Annotated in this window: 17 protein-coding genes and 1 pseudogene; 12 read left to right on the top strand and 6 right to left on the bottom strand. The window is 41.0% G+C overall.

Annotation, left to right across the window (positions count from 1 at the left end):
* Together BACCELL_RS27370 and BACCELL_RS27365 are read left to right on the top strand one after the other, a co-directional pair.
* Positions 1–536 (top strand): AAA family ATPase (locus tag BACCELL_RS27370; protein WP_007211834.1); only part of this gene is annotated, 536 nt, incomplete at its 5' end.
* A gap of 3 nt (positions 537–539) precedes the next feature.
* Positions 540–1001 carry a DUF4143 domain-containing protein gene (locus tag BACCELL_RS27365; protein ID WP_317206933.1) on the top strand — a complete coding sequence of 154 codons (462 nt, stop codon included), beginning with the start codon at positions 540–542 and terminating at the stop codon, positions 999–1001.
* A 504-nt stretch (positions 1002–1505) separates the two neighbouring features.
* On the opposite strand, the gene BACCELL_RS10920 is transcribed toward BACCELL_RS27365, so the two are convergent.
* Positions 1506–2723: a sensor histidine kinase gene (locus BACCELL_RS10920; RefSeq protein ID WP_007211832.1), complete on the bottom strand. Its 1218-nt coding sequence runs from the start codon at positions 2721–2723 to the stop codon at positions 1506–1508.
* Positions 2724–2856: 133 nt separating this feature from the next.
* On the opposite strand from BACCELL_RS10920, the gene BACCELL_RS10915 reads away from it, so the two are divergent.
* Entirely contained in the window at positions 2857–3465 is a 609-nt protein-coding gene (locus BACCELL_RS10915; protein ID WP_007211831.1) for a hypothetical protein, read from the top strand.
* 476 nt (positions 3466–3941) lie between these two features.
* Here BACCELL_RS10915 and upp read toward each other — a convergent pair whose 3' ends face one another.
* Positions 3942–4595 (bottom strand): uracil phosphoribosyltransferase, encoded by a 654-nt coding sequence (gene upp / locus BACCELL_RS10910; RefSeq protein ID WP_029426567.1) that lies wholly within the window; start codon positions 4593–4595, stop codon positions 3942–3944.
* 291 nt (positions 4596–4886) lie between these two features.
* Here upp and pckA point away from each other — a divergent pair, with 291 nt between their 5' ends.
* The 5 genes from pckA (at position 4887) to BACCELL_RS10885 (ending at position 10764) form a co-directional block, all read left to right on the top strand.
* A complete protein-coding gene (gene pckA / locus BACCELL_RS10905) occupies positions 4887–6494 on the top strand; it encodes a phosphoenolpyruvate carboxykinase (ATP) (protein WP_007211828.1) in 1608 nt (535 codons plus the stop codon).
* Positions 6495–6629: 135 nt separating this feature from the next.
* Positions 6630–7940, top strand: a complete 1311-nt coding sequence (locus tag BACCELL_RS10900; RefSeq protein WP_007211827.1) for a MutS-related protein — start codon at positions 6630–6632, stop codon at positions 7938–7940.
* Between the two features lie 45 nt (positions 7941–7985).
* On the top strand, positions 7986–8630 hold the full coding sequence (locus tag BACCELL_RS10895; RefSeq protein WP_007211826.1) for a nitroreductase family protein: 645 nt from the start codon (positions 7986–7988) through the stop codon (positions 8628–8630).
* An 81-nt stretch (positions 8631–8711) separates the two neighbouring features.
* Positions 8712–9743, top strand: coding sequence for a hypothetical protein (locus BACCELL_RS10890; protein WP_007211825.1), 1032 nt, complete (start codon positions 8712–8714; stop codon positions 9741–9743).
* A gap of 16 nt (positions 9744–9759) precedes the next feature.
* Positions 9760–10764, top strand: coding sequence for a hypothetical protein (locus BACCELL_RS10885; protein WP_007211824.1), 1005 nt, complete (start codon positions 9760–9762; stop codon positions 10762–10764).
* Between the two features lie 90 nt (positions 10765–10854).
* Here BACCELL_RS10885 and typA read toward each other — a convergent pair whose 3' ends face one another.
* Positions 10855–12654 (bottom strand): translational GTPase TypA, encoded by a 1800-nt coding sequence (gene typA / locus BACCELL_RS10880; RefSeq protein ID WP_007211823.1) that lies wholly within the window; start codon positions 12652–12654, stop codon positions 10855–10857.
* 157 nt (positions 12655–12811) lie between these two features.
* Between typA and rpsO the strand changes: the two genes are divergently transcribed.
* The 4 genes and pseudogenes from rpsO (at position 12812) to BACCELL_RS10860 (ending at position 17682) form a co-directional block, all read left to right on the top strand.
* Complete coding sequence (rpsO, locus tag BACCELL_RS10875) at positions 12812–13081, top strand: 30S ribosomal protein S15 (protein WP_007211822.1); 270 nt, start codon at positions 12812–12814, stop codon at positions 13079–13081.
* Between the two features lie 134 nt (positions 13082–13215).
* Positions 13216–14626: pseudogene (locus BACCELL_RS10870) on the top strand (DUF4419 domain-containing protein).
* Between the two features lie 728 nt (positions 14627–15354).
* A complete protein-coding gene (locus BACCELL_RS10865) occupies positions 15355–15930 on the top strand; it encodes a helix-turn-helix domain-containing protein (RefSeq protein ID WP_007211819.1) in 576 nt (191 codons plus the stop codon).
* A gap of 105 nt (positions 15931–16035) precedes the next feature.
* A complete protein-coding gene (locus BACCELL_RS10860; RefSeq protein ID WP_007211818.1) occupies positions 16036–17682 on the top strand; it encodes an AMP-binding protein in 1647 nt (548 codons plus the stop codon).
* Between the two features lie 98 nt (positions 17683–17780).
* Here BACCELL_RS10860 and BACCELL_RS10855 read toward each other — a convergent pair whose 3' ends face one another.
* From BACCELL_RS10855 to BACCELL_RS10845, 3 genes are all read right to left on the bottom strand, one after another.
* Complete coding sequence (locus BACCELL_RS10855; RefSeq protein ID WP_007211817.1) at positions 17781–19385, bottom strand: sulfatase family protein; 1605 nt, start codon at positions 19383–19385, stop codon at positions 17781–17783.
* Positions 19386–19434: 49 nt separating this feature from the next.
* The gene (locus BACCELL_RS10850) at positions 19435–21558 is read right to left on the bottom strand and encodes a glycoside hydrolase family 3 C-terminal domain-containing protein (RefSeq protein ID WP_007211816.1); all 2124 of its coding nucleotides are present in this window, start codon (positions 21556–21558) and stop codon (positions 19435–19437) included.
* Positions 21559–21625: 67 nt separating this feature from the next.
* Positions 21626–23761 carry a DUF6259 domain-containing protein gene (locus tag BACCELL_RS10845; protein WP_007211815.1) on the bottom strand — a complete coding sequence of 712 codons (2136 nt, stop codon included), beginning with the start codon at positions 23759–23761 and terminating at the stop codon, positions 21626–21628.
* Positions 23762–23792 lie beyond the last annotated feature (31 nt).

The raw sequence follows: 23792 nt of genomic DNA, 5'->3' as shown, positions 1-23792 counted from the left end.
AAGCAGTACTGACATTGAACTGCGACGAACCGGAAGTGAAAGAGATGTTAGCCAACATCAATACCTCCGAACTGAAAATGCTGATCGGCAACAACAGAATTATCGTAATAGATGAGGCACAACGTGTATCAGAAATAGGTTTAACCTTAAAACGCATTACAGACAATTTCACCAACGTGCAGCTTCTCGTCACCGGTTCTTCATCGTTTGAATTACAAAGTAATCTGAGCGAACCTCTCACAGGACGAAAATATGAATATCACCTCTATCCCATCTCTACGGCAGAATTATATGACAGCCAAGGTTTATTGCCAGTTAAACAAATGTTTGAATCCCGGCTTATATACGGTTCTTATCCGGACATTATCAATCATACTGATGAGGCTAAAGAATTATTAATGAACATAGCCAACAGCTACCTGTATAAAGACCTGTTGGCAATGAACGAGATACGCCGCCCCATACTGCTGGAAAAGTTACTTATCGCCCTTGCCCTGCAAGTAGGCAGTGAAGTATCCTATAACGAAGTAGCGTAAACCATCGGGACCGACAACAAAACCGTAGAAAAATACATCAACTTATTAGAGAAATGCTATGTCATTTTCCGCCTGAATGCTTTCAACCGTAACTTACGAACAGAACTCAAAAAGAGCAAGAAAATATATTTTTATGATAATGGTATCCGCAATGCCGTCATCCAGAATTTTGCACCGCTATCTCTCCGCCAAGACACAGGCGCTTTATGGGAGAATTTCTTCATCAGCGAACGCATCAAAGCAAATCATTACAACGGGAATTATGCAAAAAGCTTCTTCTGGAGAACCACTCAACAACAAGAAATAGACTATATAGAAGAAGCAGACGGCAACTTCACCGCTTTTGAAATGAAGTGGAATCCTAATAAACGTCCAATCACCTTTCCATCTCCTTTCTTGAATAATTATCCGGTAAAAGAGACTGTAGTCATCACGCCAGAGAATTATCTGGAATGGGTTATGTAAGTACAGAGTCATTACCTTGAATAAAATAAGGGAAAAGAGGTATAGTAGACACCTCTTCAGTTATAGAACAAAAAGATAAGTCAATACAGCACAGTTCCATTAAAGGGAACGAGCGTTTCCACAAGAGAAAACCGGAGTTCCCATTAGGAGAGAACAAGAAACAACAGAACTGACTGACATTATCGGAACTTCAATTTGATCCCTGCAATTCCAGAAGGAGTATTAGAATAACTGCGCTTTCTAAGTTTTCCTGTCCTTTCCCTTTGATAATAAAAGAATTAGTGTATATCTGCATCAGGCATACATTAACCTTTAGTATCACTGTACTATGGGTAGAAGATTAATCTTTGACCGGTTTTCCCAGCAAGCTCTCCAGACCTTTCACCGGTATCGTGCCGTAATGTTCAGTCCCACCTGTAGAATAACAATTAAAAAGAACGTGATCCGGCTTGTCTGTAAAAAAAACAGACAGGCCCGGTCACGCTCATATACGACAAGAGAATATCAATCCTCCGGATTAGCCTCTTCGTTCTCCGCCGGCAACGGCAAAGAAACAGTAAATTCGCTATATTTCCCTTCTATACTCTCCACACTGACATACCCTCCATGCTCCCGGGCTACATTCATCACATAGTTCAGTCCCAAACCGAAACCGGATACTTTCTTCTTCTCATCCTCATTCCGGGTAATGACGCGTTCAAACTTATCAAATACAATCCGTTGAGCCGCAAGCGGAATACCGATTCCATTATCCCGCACCCTGATCTGAATATACTGTCCGGAAAGGCAGGAAGTAATCTGTATATCTATTGTATCCTTAGAATATTTCACAGCATTATCTATCAGGTTACTTAAAGCCTCTTTCAGATACTCCTCATCAGCATAAGCTCCCTCTGCCTGCAAATCAACCTGAAATGTGATAGGCTTTTCTGCCTTAGCCGTAAACGTGCGTACCAACTCATCCACCATAGGACGGAGTTGAATCCAATTCTTATCCAACAGTAATTGTCCATGTTCCAGTTTAGAGATAGTCAGTACTTTATTGGCCAGTGCAAGCAAATGTTGAGCTTCCGCCTCCAGAATATCGAAGTGTTTTTCTTTCTTCTCAGGCTTACTATCTACCTTTCCACTACGAAGCACTTTAAGCCCAATCAGGATGGAACTGATCGGATTCTTCATGTCGTGAACCATAGCAGAAGAGAAATCTTCACGCATTCGTGCCAACTCATCCTGCCGGCGGATAATATCCACCTGCTTACGTATGGCAAATAATAGAAGTCCCAAAGCCACTATCGTTCCGAAGAACATATAAAGCAGTTTGCCGATGAACCCGGCACGAAGATTCTGGATATAAGCATGTACTCCCTGAGCGTCATTCACAGGACATACAAAGGTATAGTGTTGCTCCAACAGTTTCCGATAATCAGAAAAATATCGTAAATCCTGTTTCAATACGATAGAATCACCGTGTAAAGGTACCGTATCCAGGCGAAACTTGATCCGCTTCAAATCCACTTCATCCAGTTCATTACGGAAAAAAGCAGCCAGATCCTTAGTTTGTCCGGCCTCAAATGCATCCGTCGCACGGCCGTAAGCTTCGTGGATATTACGTATCACTTGCTGCCGGTTCAGTCCGAAACTTCGTCCTACCCAATTTCCAAGCAAGTACAGGACAGCTGCTGTTGCAGTTATTGTAAGAAGTATATAATACGACTTTTTCATCAAGCATTCTATATTTCAGGCAAATATAGATAAACTTTTCTTTCCACCTTAACATAAAGATAACATTCTGATAACCTAAATTAATTTCATACTCTTGTTATCTTTGCAGCGTAGAAATCAGTAAAAAGGAATTATGGAAAAGAAAGAAGCAAATAAGGAACCATTCAACCGCCCGGATGGAGTGGAAGTGAAACTCACAGCAAAGTCTATCAACATAAGAGGATTTCTGTTTTTCTTCATTCTGTTCCTGATAGGTAGCTATCTGTTTGTTTATGTATGGGATGAACCTTCATCCTATAGTGCCGGTCGTTTATTGGGTACCTCTGTAAAAGGAATCAGCAGTCCCCAAGTTATGCTTTGCATATTTTTACTCCTCGTGTTTTATATACTAATCCAGGCAGGGATTCTTTACTGTTTTAGCGGAAAGGATAAAAAGCTCCTACACTGGCATTTTGACTGGACTGGAGTAGGATTTTCTCTGACTCGTCCTATTCCATTGAAGTTCTATCGGGTATCCTTATTATTACCGGGCATCTTATTGGGAGTGATGCCTGCAATCCATGGATTCTGTACAGGAGAGGCCAATATATTCTTTCTGGGATTATTCGGTATTCTGGGTGGTACGGGAGATTTTCTTTTTTGGTACAGCCTTCGTGCCTTTGATGACGAAGACCTGCTACTGGCCGGTAAAAAAGCCTTTCAGGCCACTATTATAAAGCGCAATTACGGAAAGAATGACTAAAGATTCCAAATCACCATTGTAATAAAGATCATCTCCATACCTTCTGCAACCAAACCATTAGGAAGCATTCCTAAACAAACAGGCAATCATCTGTCTTTACCCTAGATCTTTTTGCATTCTACACTAAGCCTTATTGGGTATTAACCTTGATCAAGCGGCCGGTTAACCTTGGTTGACGAGCCTATTAATCAAGGTTAATCGGCCGGTTAACCAAGGTCAACACCTGATTATTCCTAAGCTAAATGAGATATTTCACTGATTATAAACAGAATAACAGCTGATGTAAAACAAATGAATGCCCCATTCCGTTAAGGGCTGATTATGGACCAAAACCAGGACGAGACACACAGTGAGAGTAACCCACTTACCCTCACACAGGATTTTTTACTACCACCACACTTAACATCCTAATTATTATTGATCTATCCCCAAAGTGAGGGTAGTGAGGGTAGATTGGGGAAACTTTTTATTGGTATCTATTCCTTTTCGCCGAATGCCAAATCTCCTGCATCTCCCAGTCCCGGAACAATATACGAATGCTCATTTATCTCCGGATCAATGGCTGCACACCAGATTGTAGTCTTGTCTTCGGGGAGTGTTTCAGCAATGTGTTCCACAGCCTGACGGCTGGCAATGATAGAAGCGACATGTATCTCCGCCGGATGCCCCTTCGTCAGCATAGCCTGGTAACTCAACTCCATACTGCTACCGGTTGCTAACATTGGGTCTGTAATAATCAGCGTCTTTCCGTCGATGCGCGGTGAAGCAATATATTCAATATGAATATCAAACTTCAGCGTATCCTTATATTTCCGGTAAGCGGAAACGAAAGCATTTTCCGCACCGTCAAAGTAGCTCAGAAAGCCCTGATGGAAAGGCAACCCGGCACGCAAAATGGTGCTTAATACCAATTGGTTATCCGGAGTCTGCACGGGTGCTATCCCCAGCGGAGTCTGGATATTCTTCTGAGAATAAGCAAAGTCCTTACTCATTTCATAGGCCATAATTTCCCCGATGCGTTCAATGTTTCGGCGGAAGCGAAGGCGGTCGCTTTGTACTTGTACATCCCGGATCTCGGCAACATACTGGTTCAGGATGGAGTTTGTCTCGGCAAAATTGATAATTTTCATGATGTGATTTGAATTAATATGCGCAAAGTAAACGATTTCTTGTGCAATTTGCAACATTCAGTTTGCAGATATTGTTATGGAGTTATAAAAGACTTCTCATTAAAGAAAAATTTCTCTAATCAGGTGATTGTTTCGAAAGAAAATACTACTTTTGTACGCGAAAAACAAGGGACTGTTCGGAATATGGCTTAATTCATACCGGTTTCCTTCCCCCCTTGAGATAGATAAAGGTAAAAAGAATTAGCAAGAGATAAATAAACCAAATACCAAAATTTTAAATCATTAAAAGAAATGGCAAATTTAGATTTAAGCAAGTACGGTATCAAAGACGTGAAGGAAATCATCCACAACCCGTCTTATGATGTACTGTTCGCAGAAGAAACCAAACCAAGTTTGGAAGGTTTTGAAAAAGGTCAGGTAACTGAACTGGGTGCTGTAAACGTAATGACAGGTATCTATACCGGTCGTTCTCCTAAAGATAAATTCTTCGTTATGAATGAAGCCAGCAAAGATTCTGTATGGTGGACTTCAGACGAATACAAAAACGACAACAAACCTTGCTCTGAAGAAGCTTGGGCTGACCTGAAGGCTAAAGCTGTAAAAGAATTGAGCGGCAAACGTCTGTTCGTTGTTGATACATTCTGTGGTGCTAACGAAAGTACTCGTATGAAAGTACGTTTCATCATGGAAGTAGCATGGCAGGCTCACTTCGTAACTAACATGTTCATCCGCCCGACTGCTGAAGAACTCGCTAACTACGGAGAACCCGATTTCGTATCTTTCAACGCTTCTAAAGCAAAAGTTGACAACTACAAGGAACTGGGTCTGAACTCTGAAACAGCTACTGTATTCAACTTGAAGACTAACGAACAAGTTATCTTGAATACTTGGTACGGTGGTGAAATGAAGAAGGGTATGTTCTCTATCATGAACTACAAGAACCCGCTTCGTGGCATCGCTTCTATGCACTGTTCAGCCAACACCAACATGGAAGGTACTGACTCTGCTATCTTCTTTGGTCTGTCTGGTACAGGTAAGACTACCTTGTCTACTGACCCGAAACGTCTGCTGATCGGTGATGACGAACACGGATGGGATGACGAAGGTGTATTCAACTACGAAGGTGGTTGCTATGCTAAGGTTATCAACTTGGACAAAGACAGCGAACCCGATATCTACAACGCTATCAAACGTGACGCTTTGTTGGAAAACGTAACTGTTGCTGCTGATGGTAAGATTGACTTCACTGACAAGAGCGTTACAGAAAACACTCGTGTTTCTTATCCTATCTATCACATCAATAACATCGTTAAACCGGTATCTAAAGGTCCTCACGCTCACCAGGTAATCTTCCTGTCAGCTGATGCCTTCGGTGTATTGCCTCCGGTATCTATCCTGAACCCGGAACAAGCTCAGTACTACTTCCTGTCTGGTTTCACCGCTAAGTTGGCTGGTACAGAACGTGGTATCACTGAACCGACTCCGACATTCTCTGCTTGCTTCGGCGCTGCTTTCTTGTCATTGCACCCGACTAAATATGCAGAAGAACTGGTTAAGAAGATGAATAAGGTAGGTGCTAAGGCATACTTGGTAAACACTGGCTGGAACGGTAGCGGCAAGCGTATCTCTATCAAAGATACTCGTGGTATCATCGACGCTATCCTTGACGGTTCTATCGACAAGGCTCCTACTAAGGTTATTCCTTTCTTTGACTTCGTTGTTCCGACTGAATTGCCGAACGTTGATCCGAAGATCCTTGATCCTCGCGACACTTACGAATGTGCTTGCAAGTGGGAAGAAAAAGCAAAAGACCTGGCTGGCCGTTTCATCAAGAACTTTGCTAAGTTCACTGGTAACGAAGCTGGTAAAGCACTGGTTGCTGCTGGTCCGAAGCTCTAATCTGAATAAAACCAGTTTAGATATATATGCGAAAGCGGCTCTTGATATCAAGAGCCGCTTTTCTTGTTTTTATCTGTTTCGTTTGTTCTTCCTAATTATTTTCCTACTTTTGCGCTATACGTAATACCTAAGAATATGACTTATCTGGATACGGACAGGCAAACGCAGGCAGATTTGAGCATTACAGAAGGAATATATGACGAATATCCCCTCTACTCTTTATTCTCCGGAACGGAGACTAAAAACGGAAAACGCATGATGCTCGATTGGATTACCTCTCCCCTGAACGATATATCTGCCATACGAAAAAGACAAGAAGCGATAGCCTGGAAAGAGTTACCCGAACTTCCTTTGGATGAAGAAGAGCTCGACTTTATCGAATATTATCTGGAATATCGTGATCAGATCAGAAGACCTAATATTTTAGTGTCGCTGACTTCAGCATTCGACCGTTTATTAAGACACGACGCTCAACGCTATATCATCAGACGAGGTGTAACCTTAATTATCCTGTTATTGAACCGATTGGATACATTGCGAAAAAACACCTTGGAAAATGCCCCTTTACTATTGAAAGAATTAGCACAAAGCATTCAGGACACTATACATGGCAGCGAACTGAAAGAAGTTATCGGCCTCTATAAAGATAAAGAGAAATCTCCCTCCAACTATACCATCGACAAATACGATTACCAGTTTCGTTGTATCCATTTTGAACTGATCAGAGGGTTACTTTCTCAAATTTATATGCTGGACGTATGCCGCACAGCACAGCATGTAGCAATCAACAGAGATTTCTGTTGCTGTCCGGAAATGACAGATACGATGGATTTATCTATTACTGGCTTTGTACACCCGTTCACCAAAGAGGGACGAAGTAACGACTGGAAGATGTCAAACGGCAATATATGCATTCTTACAGGCTCCAATATGGCCGGTAAATCAACAACCCTCAAAGCCATCACAATCGCTGTATGGCTGGCGCACTGCGGATTACCGGTTCCAGCCCGTTCAATGATCTGTCCTGTTTTTGATGGAATCTATACTTCAATCAACCTCCCGGACTCCCTGCGCGATGGCAGAAGTCATTTTATGGCGGAAATTCTACGAATCAAAGAAGTTCTTCAAAAAGCGACATCCGGTAAGCGATGTCTGATAATACTGGATGAAATGTTTCGCGGAACAAACGCACAGGATGCCTTTGAAGCTTCTGTCGCAGTAAACGAATTACTCAGAAAGTATTTGCATTGCTCATTCCTTATATCGACCCACATTCTGGAATATGCCAAACATTTTGAGAAAGACAGTGCATGTTCTTTCTATTATATGGATTCAAGAATTCAGAACGATCAATTTATATGTCCTTATCAACTGATTGAAGGCATATCCGAAGCACAGGTTGGATACTGGTTGGTAAGAAAAGAATTGGAATCACTTCATTACTAAATCTTTTTTGTTAGCTTTGCGAAAACCAATATTAAACAAAGCAATATGAAAAGTATCAAATTGATGTTAGCAGGTGCCAGCCTGTTGCTGTGCTGCGGATGTGGCATGCAAGTAAAAGAGAGTACAACTGTGACTGAGAAAGCAAGCAATGAAAATGCAGTAATTGAGAATATGATGTCACGCCGCAGTATTCGTAAATACAAGCCGCAAGCAGTGAACCGCGATACTATGCAGATTATACTGAACTGCGGTATCAATGCCCCCAACGGTCAGAACAAGCAGTCCTGGGCAATCCGGGTAGTGGATAATCCGGATTTTATCAATGGTATCACCGAAGTTTACAAGAAACAGAATCCGAAAGCTGCCGAAGATCCTAACTTCAAGAATATGTTCCGCAATGCTCCTACAATAGTATTTATCGCCAATGACAAGTCTTATGATCTGTCACAGATAGACTGTGGTTTATTGGGTGAGAACATGATTCTCTCAGCTTGGTCTATGGGTATAGGTTCCTGTTGTTTAGGAGGACCGACACGATTTATAAACTCCACACCGGATGCAGCAGAATATTTGAAGAGACTCGATATTCCGGAAGGATATGAGTTGCTCTATTGCATCGCATTCGGTTATCCGGATGAAACTCCGGCAGCTAAACCGAGAAATGCGGAGAAGATTAAATTCATAGATTAAAGATTTTTTGAAGATTCTGCATTGTCATCTCCATTTGCATAAGATTATTTACTACATTTGTAGGATAATCACTTGAAATGTATGAAAATAGCAGATACACATAGCTTATTTATAGCTCTTATCTGGATGATATTATTCTCATCGTGCTCTGATGAGAATAATACTCCTGATATCAATGGAAAAGAAATCTGGATAGGCCTACAAATCGGGCCTTCTCTGGAATATGATTCACAACCTTTAAGCAGAGCTACAGTTCAGGAAACCGGAATTTATGCAGTGAATGTTTTCTGGAAAAAGGGTTCTACCTTTCAGCCTTATGCAACCGGACTTTTTGAAGATATTTCAGATATAAGCATCGGACTGATTGAAGGATATATTTATCGGTTCGACTGCACCTTCCTGAAAAAGAATGAACTTCCTTATAACAACAATGGATATTTCGGACTCCCATTTTCTATCACAACAGATAAACGGGTAGATGCCGCTGTCACCAATAAGCTGGTTATTTCCATCAATCCTCTAAACGAAAACCAGAATTTCCACCAACACATTTATAAAGGAGCGATGCACCTGGAAGCCAATGAGATCAGTGAACGTCCTACGGACACACATCGCTTTTATGGCAGCGCAACACTTGACTTGATCAATGCCGATCCCGTAACCGAAGGTAATCGTCCGGTAAAGTTTGTTTCTATTGAACTGAAAAGAGCATATTATACTCTGCGATTTGCAGCTGAGAACTTGTCTATAGGAGATTCCATCAAAGTAGAAACCAGCAATGCCAAAGCATTTCTCATAGAATGTACCGATGCCACTACTTCCCTTTCCATGTCGGAAGAGAGGCTATTTTCTCTACAAAATGTCGCCAACATCGGAAACGGCAATATCAACGCCACAGAAAATCTACCAATCAACGTCTATTACCGCCCAAAGAACGCTGAAGAATGGACCAGCATTATCTCAAACCAATCCATTACTATTCAACGAAATAAAAAGAATCTGATAAAGATTATAAATATAGATAAGCATTACGATGAAAATACTTCTATCTCATTTGAAGGAGATAACACCGATTTGGACCCCACAGAAGAAGAACATCAAAACATTGGATAATCAAACAAACAGATATATGAAAACAAAACATTTAATTTTAGCGGGATTAGTCGTCCTGAGTCAGATTCTGCAATCTTGCCTTAAAGGAGAAGATGTTTATAAAGAGAAAGAGCCTACTTACACTGAGCTGGACCTTAATATAGGTGGCGAGTGTTCCCTCACAGAAAAACCAATGAGCCGTGCCGATGCTTCGAAAGAGATTTTCGGTATAAATGTAGCCATGCTCATACAGAATCCCAACGGGTCAGTCACTCAAAAGCCTTATGCTTATGGCATCTTTGACAATATCAAAGCCGGGAATCTGAAGTTGAATGTCCTCGACGGATATCAATACCGCATCTCGTGTACGATGATAAAAGAAGGAAAGGACTCTTTATTGACTAAAGATGGGACACTTTATCCACTGACACTCAGCAAAGGAAACGATCCAAAGTTAGGTACAATCACGAATAAATTCATTACAGCCGAACGACCGGATGGCACACAAGAATATCTTTTCGATCTTGAAAACTCCAAAATAGGAACCAAGGGACAGAGCAATTATACCCGTCCTTTTATTCAAAGATACCATGGTATCATCGACAAATTGACCGTAGCACCCGACCAGACAAATACACTGGAAGTTTATCGCCGGTACTTCGGTGTACAATTCAAACAGAACGGATTACAAGCTGATTGCAAACTGGAAATCCAAATAGATGGTGCACCGACTGTATGGTTGACTCCTGATAAGAAAGAATCACCCGAGCTTATGGTTTCCATGAGAACCTTGACGACTCCTGTTGAAACAGGAAAGATTCTGACTGATAACGCCCGTGTTAAAGTCACCGTGCACCGGACAGGAAAAGAAGCCGAAGATATCTTGAACTATAACATCAACTTCAAGAGAAATTATATGCATACGATTGTCATTTCCGATATCGATCATTTTGGTACAGGAAGCAATGTCAGCATCCATGTAGAAGAAACCGAACTGGAAAACAGTGCCCAGGAAGATTTACCCTGGCAAGGAGGAAACTAAAATAAAAAAGTAAAGGTGGGCTTTCAAATCGAATGCCCACCTTTACTTTTTTCGTTAGATTTGATGAGTTTAACTCATCTCCACTATTCTTTAATTCTTATTCGCACGTTTACGTTCTATCTCGTCCAGAATCACTTTACGCATACGCATTGCCTTCGGTGTAACCTCTACGTACTCATCTTCCTTGATATATTCCAAAGCCTCTTCCAAAGAGAACTGTACAGGCGGAATCAGACGAACTTTATCATCCGAACCGGAAGCACGCATATTCGTCAACTTCTTGGATTTCGTAACATTAATCACGAGGTCGTTATCATGGGAGTGTTCACCTACCACCTGTCCGGCATACACGTCCTCCTGTGGGAAAATAAAGAACTTACCACGATCCTGCAATTTATCAATGGCATAAGCAAAAGCTGTTCCCGTTTCCATTGCAATCATAGAGCCGTTGGTACGACGTTCGATTTCACCTTTATGCGGTTGGTATTCTTTGAAACGGTGTGCCATGATAGCTTCACCGGCAGAAGCAGTCAGTACATTCGTACGCAAACCGATGATACCACGCGAAGGCATATTGAATTCTAGGTTTACGCGTTCGCCTGCACTCTCCATCTTCACCATCTCACCCTTACGACGGGTTACCATATCAATTATCTTGCTGGAATATTCTTCGGGAACATTTACTGTCAGTTCTTCAATCGGCTCACACTTCACACCGTCAATCTCCTTGAAGATAACCTGTGGCTGACCAACCTGAAGCTCATAACCTTCGCGACGCATGGTTTCAATCAATACAGAAAGATGAAGTACACCACGACCGGAAACTACCCATTTACCATCTTCTTCACTTTTACGTACGCGTAAGGCAAGGTTCTTATCCAATTCCTTCATCAAACGGTCATGGATATGACGAGAAGTCACAAACTTACCATCACGACCGAAGAAAGGAGAATCATTAATGGCGAACAACATACTCATAGTCGGTTCGTCAATAGCGATAGGCGGCAATGCTTCCGGATTTTCAAAGTCACAGATCGTATCACCGATTTCAAAGCCTTCGATACCTACCAACGCACAAATGTCACCGGAAGAAACTTCCGATACCTTCGCGCGTCCCATACCTTCAAATGTATGCAGTTCCTTGATTTTTGATTTCACAAAACTTCCGTCGCGCTTAGCCAAAGATACATTCATCCCCTCTCTAAGAGTACCACGATGTACACGACCTACGGCAATACGTCCGGTATAAGAAGAATAATCCAAAGAAGTCACCAACATCTGCGGAGTACCTTCCAACTGCGTGGGAGCCGGTATATTCTCTACAATACAGTCCAGTAATGCGAAGATATTATCAGTAGGAGTCTTCCAGTCCGTACTCATCCAGTTGTTCTTCGCAGAACCATAAATAACGGGGAAGTCCAACTGATCTTCCGTAGCTTCAAGGCTGAACATCAGGTCGAACACCATTTCATATACTTCTTCCGGACGACAGTTCGGTTTGTCTACCTTGTTCACCACAACGATGGGTTTCAGACCAATCTGCAGAGCTTTCTGCAACACGAAACGCGTCTGGGGCATCGGACCTTCGAAAGCATCCACCAACAGGATACATCCGTCTGCCATGTTCAATACACGCTCCACTTCACCTCCGAAGTCACTGTGTCCCGGAGTATCAATGATATTGATTTTAGTTCCTTTGTAATTGATAGAAACGTTTTTAGAAAGGATCGTTATCCCTCGTTCACGTTCCAAGTCGTTGTTATCCAGCATTAATTCACCTGTGCTCTGGTTGCTGCGGAACAGATTTCCCGCCAAGAGCATCTTGTCGACAAGCGTCGTTTTCCCATGGTCAACATGGGCAATGATTGCAATGTTTCTAATATTTTGCATACAATACCTATATATTTGGGTGCAAAGGTACGAATTTTGCATTAGATATAGTTGCAGCAAGAGAAAAATTTCATTGAATATCATTGCAGTATAAAAGATTATCTCTATCTTTGCAGCCTCGTAAGAGAAAATTTATATATCAATTTAATTAAAAGTTATGTATTTAGACGCTGCTAAAAAGCAAGAAATCTTTGGCAAGTACGGAAAGTCTAACACTGATACTGGCTCAGCTGAGGCCCAGATAGCTTTGTTTTCATACCGTATTTCCCACCTGACTGAGCACCTTAAGCTCAACAGAAAAGATTATAGTACTGAAAGAGCCTTGACAATGTTGGTAGGAAAACGCCGTGCGTTGCTGAACTACCTGAAGGATCGCGACATCACCAGATATCGTGCCATCATTAAAGAGCTCGGTCTGCGTAAGTAATCCGTTACTTGCAGCAAAAGCATTAAAAAAGGGAAGCCGTTAAAAAGCTTCCCTTTTTTGTTTCCTTCTATCCACCATTTATTGCTATATTTGTTTCCTGAAGATTTCAATGTATAAACAACAAAGTCAGCACTATGAGAAATACACTGTTTTGCTTATTAATGGTTGGTTACATTTCGACATTCGCTCAAAACGGGACCACGTTCAAAGTTGAAAACCTCTCAAAGCCTGAGAAGTTGCTTTTCATAAAATCTTATGAAGATATTTATAAAGGTCTTATACTGTCCGACCTTAAAATATACCCTTACGAAATAAAAGAAAAGAATATAAATGTTCCTTTCAATATTATCGCCAAAAGCGAAGCGCCTGACAGTCTGGTAAACTACAACTATAATTCCTTCTTCTATGGTATGTATCAGGCCTATGCCAATCACAGACCGTTTGTTTTATCTCCCGACATGATCTGGCTGTTAATCAACCAGGGATTTGCACGACACGTAAATGCAAACCAAGAATCTATGAGAGATCTTTTTGTCGACTTTTCCGGAAAGCAATCTTTAATCGTCAAAGCAAATAAGAAACTGGAAGACCCCACCCTTTCATGGGAAGAGATTTTTTCCCCAATTTACCAACCAGATAAGTAATCATACAGGAAGCAACTTAGTTGAAACACTTACCTGCAATTTCTCTACAACCACTTCTCTGGAAAAGGTAGCTTCCGAAATAACAATCATGGAAGCTATGAAACCCTATTTTGAATTTATCGTGATGTATATCGTTTGCGGAATCCCGGAAATAACACTTGAAGGGACCCCGGAAGATTGGGAAAAGGTTTTAGACAAAGCCCGGAGATTGAAGGAATATAAACTTGAATGGTGGATTTCAGAACTGGAACCTCTTTTGGAGGAGTTCGTAAAAGCATCAAAAGGTGAAGTAAACAAAGACTTCTGGCGTAATATGTTCAAGTATCACTCACAAAAGAAATACGGAGCCCCCGACATCATTGACGGATGGATCGTAAAATTCTTCCCATACGACAAAAATGGAAGAAGAAATAATCTGAAGCAGCTTGAAGGCGGTAACAGCCTGCCCGATGAGATTGTGAAAGTTGACTTGAAATATCTGGAAGTACGCAATGATACGATTATAGAAACGCCATTAGAACTATGGTCCGGCTTCATTGGCTTGCAACAGAACAAAGATAACTTTGCCCTAAGACCTCAGATCAGCTGGATGATTAGAAAAAAAGATATTGGAAATAAAGGACTGTTAAGCAAATTAAGAGTAGAAGCCCAAGAGGAAGGCATTGGCAGTGGTATATCAATCAAAGTAAAAGAATTCCCTCCCGTTCTGTTGGAACTGAAAGAGATTAAGAGCTTGAAGATAGAATTCACGAATGAGATTGATATCCCCAATGAACTCTCAGAAGTGAAAATCGGGAAATTAGAATTATCCGGAAAGATTGCAGGAAAAGGAATAGAGCGCATAAAAGAGTTATTTCCTAATACTGAAATTAAAATAAACGGAGCGCGGATAAGTAAATGATAAATCGGGCAAAAGTAACTGTTGCCATAATCATAGATATACGGGAACTTTATCACCAAAATGATTCTATATTCGTCATTTCTACAACATACACCTTTTTAAAAAGTCACAATCCAGAATGTTTTATGGATAGATAAAGAATAAGAATACGCTATATTTGCATATTCTTTCACTTATCTATGCTTCTTATACAGAAAAGGGTTACTACTTAGAGGTGATATCATTACTACTTAGAGACAAAAGGGTTACTACTTATGGAGAAAAGGGTTACTACTTACGGAGAATACACTTATTTATATCAGGTTCCGCACCTATTAGTACACTTTTAAGGAAGATTTCAATCTAAATAAAATGTAAATATTTCGATACCACGCTAATAGTCTATCCCTTGCAGATTTTAATTTGAATACTTTTGTATTTATGAGTGTCCGGACGAATATAACGCATCCTCAGCAGATAAAAAATACAAAATGTCAAAAAGACAATAAGGTAAAGCATCGCCAAAATTTCCGTTGAAGCGAGTCATACTTACAAAAAAATCTTTCAATGTATGTATTCCAGGCGAATCCGCAAACAGAAGGTAGTCTTGTTAATAGAATCGTAAACTGATAAAATCAATAAAAGCTTCTTTTTTTCCGCACGGATTGTTGCACCAAGTAAAAGTTTGTTTTATTTTTGTGCCTTAACAATACAATTTATAACCTAATAGGCGAAAAACATTATCAATTATGGATACAAGCAAGATTGTCGGAGAAAAGATAAAGTCACTCCGTGAAAGCCAGTCAATCAGCATTGAGCAATTGGCTGAACGTTCCGGTTTAGCCGTAGAACAGATTGAACGCATTGAAAATAACATTGACTTGCCATCACTGGCTCCACTTATCAAAATAGCACGTGTTCTGGGTGTACGCCTGGGAACTTTCCTTGACGATCAGGATGAAACGGGTCCGGCCATCTGCCGCAAGACGGAAGCCAAAGACAGCATCAGCTTCTCCAATAATGCAATCCAGAGCCGTAAGCACATGGAATATCATTCCCTGTCCAAGTCGAAAGCGGACCGCCACATGGAGCCGTTTATTATCGATGTAGCTGCTACGGAAGACAGTGATTTCGTACTCTCCTCTCACGAAGGTGAAGAGTTTATAATGGTCATGGAAGGTATCATGGAAATAAGTTACGGCAAAAATACTTATCTGCTTGAAGAAGGAGATAGCATCTATTACGACTCCATCGTTCCCCACCACGTGCATGCTTACGAAGGACAGGCAGCCAAAATTCTTGCAGTAATCTATACACCCATTTAGTGATAAATGATCAGTGGTTAGTGACAAGCATTGTGCCTATCACTAACCTGACACTAATTATCCCAGTACTAATCATTTATCACTAAACACCTAATCACTATTTTCATGTTATACGAAAGAACGCTCGGCCAATGGCTGGAGCACTGGGCAGAAACCACGCCCGACAAAGAATATATCGTTTATTCCGACCGTAACCTTCGCTTCACCTGGAGCCAGTTCAACCGCCGGGTAGACGACATGGCAAAAGGACTAATTTCTATCGGAGTGGAACGCGGCACCCATGTGGGTATATGGGCCGCTAATGTACCCGACTGGCTTACTCTTTTGTATGCCTGTGCCAAAATAGGTGCCGTCTATGTCACCGTAAACACCAACTATAAACAGGCAGAACTGGAATACTTGTGCGAAAACTCAGATATGCACACCCTTTGCATTGTGAATGGTGAAAAAGACAGCGACTTCGTGCAAATGACTTACACCATGCTGCCGGAACTGAAAACCTGCGAACGCGGACATCTGAAGAGCCAACGTTTCCCGCACATGCGCAACGTTGTTTATGTAGGCCAGGAGAAACATCGCGGTATGTACAATACAGCCGAAATCCTCTTATTGGGTAACAATGTGGAAGACGAATGTCTGAATAATCTAAAAAGTCAGGTAACCTGTCATGATGTAGTGAATATGCAATACACATCCGGCACCACCGGATTCCCGAAAGGTGTTATGCTCACCCACTATAACATAGCTAACAACGGCTATCTGACAGGAGAACACATGAAGTTCACCAGCGACGATAAGTTATGCGTTTGTGTCCCCCTCTTCCACTGCTTCGGTGTAGTACTTGCCACCATGAACTGTCTGACACATGGCTGTACGGAAGTAATGGTGGAACGCTTCAACCCACTGGTAGTTCTCGCCTCCATACATAAGGAACGTTGCACGGCTCTGTACGGTGTACCCACGATGTTCATTGCCGAGTTGCACCATCCGATGTTCGATATGTTCGACATGTCCAGCCTGCGCACCGGCATCATGGCCGGCTCACTCTGTCCGGTGGAATTGATGAAGCAGGTGGAAGAAAAGATGTATATGAAAGTTACGAGTGTGTATGGTCTGACAGAAACATCGCCGGGCATGACAGCTTCACGCATTGACGACCCGTTTGATGTTCGTTGCAATACCGTAGGACACGATTTCGAACACACAGAAGTCATGGTGATTGATCCCGAAACCGGAGAAGAATGTCCGGTGGGCGTGCAAGGCGAAATGTGCAACCGGGGCTATAACAACATGAAGGGTTACTATAAAAATCCGCAAGCCACAGCCGAAGTAATCGACAAGAACGGTTTCCTTCACTCCGGTGACCTTGGCGTGAAAGATGAAGACGGCAATTACCGCATCACCGGACGCATCAAAGATATGATTATCCGTGGTGGCGAAAATATCTATCCGCGAGAGATTGAAGAGTTCCTTTACAAACTGGAAGGTGTGAAGGATGTGCAAGTGGCAGGCATTCCATCGAAGAAATATGGCGAAGAAGTAGGTGCTTTCATTATATTGAAGGAAGGAGCGGATATACACGAATCAGATGTACGTGACTTCTGTACCGGTAAAATTTCACGTTACAAGATACCGAAATATGTATTCTTTATTGACGAATTCCCTATGACGGGCAGCGGTAAAATACAGAAATTCAAACTGAAAGATGTAGGGCTACAGCTTTGTAGGGAACAGGGGATAGAAATCATCTGACCCGGCTAATACTCTCCAACATCATATAAAGAGTGTGTCAAAAGACTTTTGACACACTCTTCAATCAAATCCCCTAATTTTACAAATCTTTTTACCTATTAATACTCATCAACTTTTAATCTTTGGCGATAACCATCTAACCTGGTCTGTAAATCTTCCGCTATTTTATTATACTCAGGATTACCATACAGATTATTTAACTCATGCGGATCGGCCTCAAGATCATATAGTTCATTGCAGTTCAAACGATAATTGCCTTGATCATCCTTATCATAGAAATGTATTAGTTTATATCGTTCCGTCCTGACTCCATCATGCCTATTTACCTGGTGATAAGCAGGATAGTCATAGTAATGATAATATAAGTCAGTACGCCATGTTTCCGGCTTTTCTCCCTGAAACAATGGTTCTAATGAAGTCCCACTCATTTCTTCAGGCTTAGATATTCCAGCCAGTGAAAGGAATGTCGGAGCATAATCTATATTTTGTACCATTGCCGTACACTCGGTTCCCGGCTTAATAGCCTTTGGATAGTACATTATGAGCGGTGTTCGCAATGATTCTTCATACATGAAACGTTTATCAAACCAACCATGTTCGCCCATATAAAAGCCTTGATCAGACGCGTAGACAATAATTGTATTATCCATCAATCCTTCTTTTTCAAGACATTCAATAACCCTCCCGACTTCATCGTCAATAGACTTTATACATCTTAGATAGTCTCTCAGATAACGCTGATATTTCCAATCTGTCAACTCAGCATCTGTCATACTCTTCATCTCTTTTACAAACTTTTCATTCTTGGGATGATATGCAGCATGCCACTTCTCCAACTGCCTGGAATTCATCAAATTAAATTCCTTATCAATTCCATAAAGACTCCATTCATCATTATAAGGAGGGGTATCTCGCAATTCGTTTACTTTAAGGTCATAAACCAGATTCAAATCTCTGTCAATTCTCATTTCCTGTGTATGGGCAGGAGAGCAACGGGTACGATAATCATCATCGAATGTAGATGGTTTTGGGAATTGCACATCTTCATATAAGTCATAATATTTCTCATCCGGCATCCAATTGCGGTGGGGTGCTTTGTGATGTATCAGCAAACAGAATGGCTTATCTTTTTCCCTGTTCTCGATAAATTGAATTGATTTAGTCGTAATCAAATTCGTAGCATAACCAGTTTCCTGAATATATTCACCATTACTTTCCTTGGTCCTGAATCCAGGATTGTAATAATCGCCTTGGTCATAAACGATAGAAAAATAATCAAAGCCTTTAGGTTCACATTGCATATGCCATTTCCCAACGATAGCAGTCTGATAATTATTTTGCTGAAGGAGTTCCGTAAAGAAAGTCTTTGTTGAATCTATGCCTTCACCCAATTGTCTTTGCCCATTCTGATGGCTATATAAACCTGTCATTAAACACGCTCTACTTGGAGTAGACAGAGAGTTTTCAACAAAAGCATTTCTAAAAAGAATTCCTCCTTTTGCAAGTCTGTCGATATTGGGAGTTGGAGCTAATTTAGATATCGGGCCACCATAGGCACTGATTGTTTGATAAGCATGATCGTCCGTCATGATATATACAATGTTAGGACAATCTGCTTTTTCATTCTTTTTATCCGATTGGCAACTACATAGTAAGCTTGTCGGAATAAATAACAAGGAAAGTTTACTTAAATGATTCATCATAATCTGATTTGAAGTTTCTTTTTAATTTCCTGTGTACAATTTATTAATATCACTGCTGTTTCAATTCAAAGCCAACAACAGAACGTATGTCAGCAGAAGAAGAACCTATAAGAATCTCAAATCGTCCCGGTTCTGCGATCCAATCATGTTTCTCCTCATCGAAATACTTTAAATCATCAACAGTAACGGTAAAGTCCACATGCTTTTCCTCACCCGCTTTCAAATGTATTTTCCGGAATGCTTTTAATTCCTTGTAGGGACGTTCGACCGAGGATTTTACATCTCTCACATATAACTGGACAACTTCTTTGCCTTCACGACTCCCGGTATTCCGGACAGGGAGACTGACATTCAATTCATCACTCCCTGTTATCACTTTACTCGAAGCAGATGCTTTTCCATAACTAAAAGTAGTATAACTTAAACCATGCCCGAAGGGGAATAATGGTCTTATCTTCTGCTTTTCGAACCAACGATAACCAACAAAGATTCCTTCATGATAGGTTTCTTCTTTTCCACCGGGATATTCACCCAAAGCATGCGAACCATAATCATTAAGGTTCACACCATAAGTCATCGGTAATTTACCGGAAGGATTTACGTCACCAACCAGTATGGAAGCCAACGCATTTCCAGCTTCCGTTCCAAGATACCATCCTTGCACAACAGCAGGAACCTTATCTATCCACGGCATAGCAACTGCATTTCCAGATATAATAACGACAACAATATTCTTGTTTACTTTACTCAACTCTTCTATGACCTGATCTTGCCCATACGGTAAACCCAGATTTTTACGATCAGAGTCTTCACAATCCTGAAAGTCATCTTTATTGAGTCCACCTATAAAAATAACCAGATCAGCATCTTTAGCCAGTTCAATGGCTTCTGCCGTAACCTCATTATTGTTACCGGAACTTCTGCTTATATAACCAGGGGTATATACGACTTCTACCTGGTTACCCACGCGCTTTCTCAATCCGTCTAAAGGAGAAATCTCATACTTCGCCTTTAGAGAAGAACTACCACCGCCAACAGTCATCATTTTCAATGCATTCTCTCCTACCACAAGTATCTTTCCTACTCCATTCAAGTCGATCGGGAGCAGACTCCTTTTATTCTGTAAAAGAACAATGCCTTCTTGAGCAATCTGCCTTCCTGTCAGTGCGTGCTCCGCTGTACCAAACAATCCCCAGGGGCGATGTTTATTCATATTGGTACGAAACACCATACGCAGAATATTACGGACTTTATCGTCTACGATTTTCTCATCAATTTCACCAGCCTGCAACATTCGCAGAAAAGGTTTGGATAAAAAATAATCATCGTAGGCATTGACAACACCTGTGGTCAAACCATTCGTTCCTGTTCCGAACTCCATATCCAAACCATTATAAGCAGCTTGTTTGGTATCATACGTACCTCCCCAGTCAGAAATAACCACGCCATCAAATCCCCATTCCCTACGCAAAATATCATTCAGCAAGTATTGATTATGACAGCAATGTTGTCCTTTGTACAAATTATAAGCTCCCATAACTGCCCATGCTTGTCCTTCCTGTACGGCCGCCTTGAATGCCGGCAAATAGATTTCATACAGAGCACGATCACTTACATTGACGTTTACCGAATGACGGTTTATCTCCTGATTATTCAATGCAAAGTGCTTTACACAAGCGGCAACTCCATTCTCCTGTACTCCCCGGACATAAGGAACAACCATTCGTGAAGCAAGTAAAGGATCTTCGCCCATATATTCGAAGTTACGACCATTTAGCGGTGTACGGTAGATATTTACACCAGGTCCCAACAATATATTCTTATTACGGTAACGAGCTTCCTCCCCTATCGATTTTCCATAAAGCAATGACATCTCAGGATTCCATGTAGCGGCCAGACATGTCAATGCCGGAAATGCAATACACGAATCATTTGTCCATTCGGCCTGATCCCATTTATCCCAAAGCCCTTCGGCACGTATGCCATGCGGACCATCGGTTGCCCAATTATCAGGAATCCCCAGGCGAGGCACTCCCGCAGAACTAAACTTAGACTGCGCATGGCACATGGCTACCTTTTCTTCTAAAGTCATTCGGTGCAGTGCATCTTCAATGCGCTCTTCCATAGGTTTCGAGTCATCTTGATAAACAGGAAAATCGCTCTGTGCATCCATGAAAGATGTAACCCATATACATACCAATAATATGCTAACTCTTTTCATACAAATCATTTTCAAATTATTATTGCTCAAAGAATACGACAGCCGATCGGGGTTGTAAAACATAAGAACCATCACAATTCATTATTGAAGTATTTTCAGGAGTCGCATATTTAACTTTACCTCCCCCATCTAACAATACGTTGATATTCGAAGCATCAGTCTCACTGTAATTCATTACCACCACAGCCCGTTTATTATCTGTTTTCCTTTCAAAAACCGAATACAAGATATTTTCTCCGTTAACCGTGGCACCCAATACATCCTTATAAATGCCATCCCAAAGAAAATCTTTATATTTCCTGCGCAGATCATCAATCTGCTTACCATAAGCAAAGACATTAGGAGCCTCATGAGGCCAGCCTTTAAAGAATCGAGGCTCATAACTTATGATATATTTATTTTTCAAACACATATTTAATTCATGCCGTGCCACATGTCCCGGAATAGCTACCATGATAGGCATATCAGCATCTATGTACCTGTGCAGAGGAATTGTCGTGATATAAGTCCTAAAATATGTTCCATGATAATATTGCGTCTGAAAATCATAATTTCCTTCTCCAAATAAGATAAAATCCTTGTTACGCGATTTATAGATATCCGTAAATCCACGAGCCAACTTATCATCTCCTTCAAAAATATATGCAGGAACTTTGTGTCCATGATTGGTAGCAAAACACATTTGTGCTCCCCCATGATGTTGGTTTTCATCGTATAAAATCCCGGAAGCTCCCAGATCAAGGCTTTTAGTAAACTCCTTATCAGCAATCTTACGCCAGTTGGCCGAGAGATGACACATTGGAGCAAATCTGCGTGTATTGATATTGAGCAATTGGGTATAAGTATGGTATTGATATCCATGATGTTGATATGGATCACCATAAGGATCGATAACAGCATAATTCTTCAAGTCATTTCTATACCAGTCAGAAGAGATATCTGCCCAGGTAAACTTATTGAAAAGTATAATCTTAACTCCCATTTTCTCACATTCGGCAATGGCAGCCTTCAGCTCTTCAAAAGTCCCCAACCGAGGGTCAGTATCATGCGAAGGATTATTTCTATCCTGACCACCGATATTCCATCCGGTTAATTGTATGGCTTTTACTCCATATTGTTTGCACTCTTTTGCATAAGTCACCAGATCGGAATATTTAAAATTGAGATAATCTTCTGCGCTATTGATTTGTATTTGTATCCATGAATGGACATTCTTCAGCCAATCAGGATACTCAGGACTTTTATGCCACGTTTTACGCCACTCTTTATAATGCTCCACACCAGTATGCCAACTTCCTTTATAAGGCTTCAACATGACAGAAGTCAATATTGTCTTTTCACCCGGATGCGTATAAGTTATGTGATTGGCTTTAAACACTACACGTACCGCTTGTCCATCAATATTATCCTCTTTGGGCATCAATCCATACCAGATATTACCATTGGTTGTTCCCGGTACAAGTTCAAAAACACATTGTACCAATTGTGTCGGAATGTGATCATCGCAAATTACCGAGAAACCTTCTTTCGAATTACGTATCAAAATAAATGCTTCTTCAGGCAGCCAGCCCTGCTGAGTCGGATAATCTACCCCATGGTTAGCCAAGTGAGTGGAAAAATAAGGATACATTTCATATTGAGCATCCTGTCCATAATGTAAAGTCTGCCAGAGCAATTTATCTTCTTTATCCGAAACGGACAATTCACCGAAATAGGGCCAACAAACATACTCCACATCATACTGTGAATTGTTCTCCACAATACCCGAGAATATAAGACCTTTGTCATTCAGTTCGACTTTCCCTGTAAACGTAATTGGAAGGAGTTCTTTTAGATGATCTGAAACAATTCCCTTCCAAGTGAAAGTTAAGGCATTAGTCTTTTGTTCAACGACCGGAGCTTTCTGATTAATTCCATAAGCATTGTTGTATCTTCTTTCCGGCAATGGGATCAGCATCTGAAAAGATTGTCCCAGTTCACTCCTCTTTATGACATCCCATCCGGTAAGTTTGTTTCTATAACTGATCAATGCACCATTTTCTGAATTAAAATCAGCTGATACCAAGTCATTTTCAAGATGCAGTATTTTCTGAGAATAGCTACTTGCAGAAACTATTAATCCTATAATAAGAATGATTAGAAAATTATTTTTCATATATCTATTAAATTAAAAAGTTCAACCTTAC

This window comes from Bacteroides cellulosilyticus DSM 14838, assembly GCF_000158035.1.
Classification (GTDB): domain Bacteria; phylum Bacteroidota; class Bacteroidia; order Bacteroidales; family Bacteroidaceae; genus Bacteroides; species Bacteroides cellulosilyticus.
Note: the sequence above shows the minus strand (reverse complement) of the source record. Positions and strands in the feature narration are given on the sequence as shown.

Bases quoted from the DNA above. Each gene is read 5' to 3' on its own strand.
- BACCELL_RS10920 (WP_007211832.1), bottom strand. From the start codon at position 2,723: ATGAAAAAGTCGTATTATATACTTCTTACAATAACTGCAACAGCAGCT.
- BACCELL_RS10915 (WP_007211831.1), top strand. From the start codon at position 2,857: ATGGAAAAGAAAGAAGCAAATAAGGAACCATTCAACCGCCCGGATGGA.
- upp (WP_029426567.1), bottom strand. From the start codon at position 4,595: ATGAAAATTATCAATTTTGCCGAGACAAACTCCATCCTGAACCAGTAT.
- pckA (WP_007211828.1), top strand. From the start codon at position 4,887: ATGGCAAATTTAGATTTAAGCAAGTACGGTATCAAAGACGTGAAGGAA.
- BACCELL_RS10900 (WP_007211827.1), top strand. From the start codon at position 6,630: ATGACTTATCTGGATACGGACAGGCAAACGCAGGCAGATTTGAGCATT.
- BACCELL_RS10895 (WP_007211826.1), top strand. From the start codon at position 7,986: ATGAAAAGTATCAAATTGATGTTAGCAGGTGCCAGCCTGTTGCTGTGC.
- BACCELL_RS10890 (WP_007211825.1), top strand. From the start codon at position 8,712: ATGAAAATAGCAGATACACATAGCTTATTTATAGCTCTTATCTGGATG.
- BACCELL_RS10885 (WP_007211824.1), top strand. From the start codon at position 9,760: ATGAAAACAAAACATTTAATTTTAGCGGGATTAGTCGTCCTGAGTCAG.
- typA (WP_007211823.1), bottom strand. From the start codon at position 12,654: ATGCAAAATATTAGAAACATTGCAATCATTGCCCATGTTGACCATGGG.
- rpsO (WP_007211822.1), top strand. From the start codon at position 12,812: ATGTATTTAGACGCTGCTAAAAAGCAAGAAATCTTTGGCAAGTACGGA.
- BACCELL_RS10865 (WP_007211819.1), top strand. From the start codon at position 15,355: ATGGATACAAGCAAGATTGTCGGAGAAAAGATAAAGTCACTCCGTGAA.
- BACCELL_RS10860 (WP_007211818.1), top strand. From the start codon at position 16,036: ATGTTATACGAAAGAACGCTCGGCCAATGGCTGGAGCACTGGGCAGAA.
- BACCELL_RS10855 (WP_007211817.1), bottom strand. From the start codon at position 19,385: ATGATGAATCATTTAAGTAAACTTTCCTTGTTATTTATTCCGACAAGC.
- BACCELL_RS10850 (WP_007211816.1), bottom strand. From the start codon at position 21,558: ATGGATGCACAGAGCGATTTTCCTGTTTATCAAGATGACTCGAAACCT.
- BACCELL_RS10845 (WP_007211815.1), bottom strand. From the start codon at position 23,761: ATGAAAAATAATTTTCTAATCATTCTTATTATAGGATTAATAGTTTCT.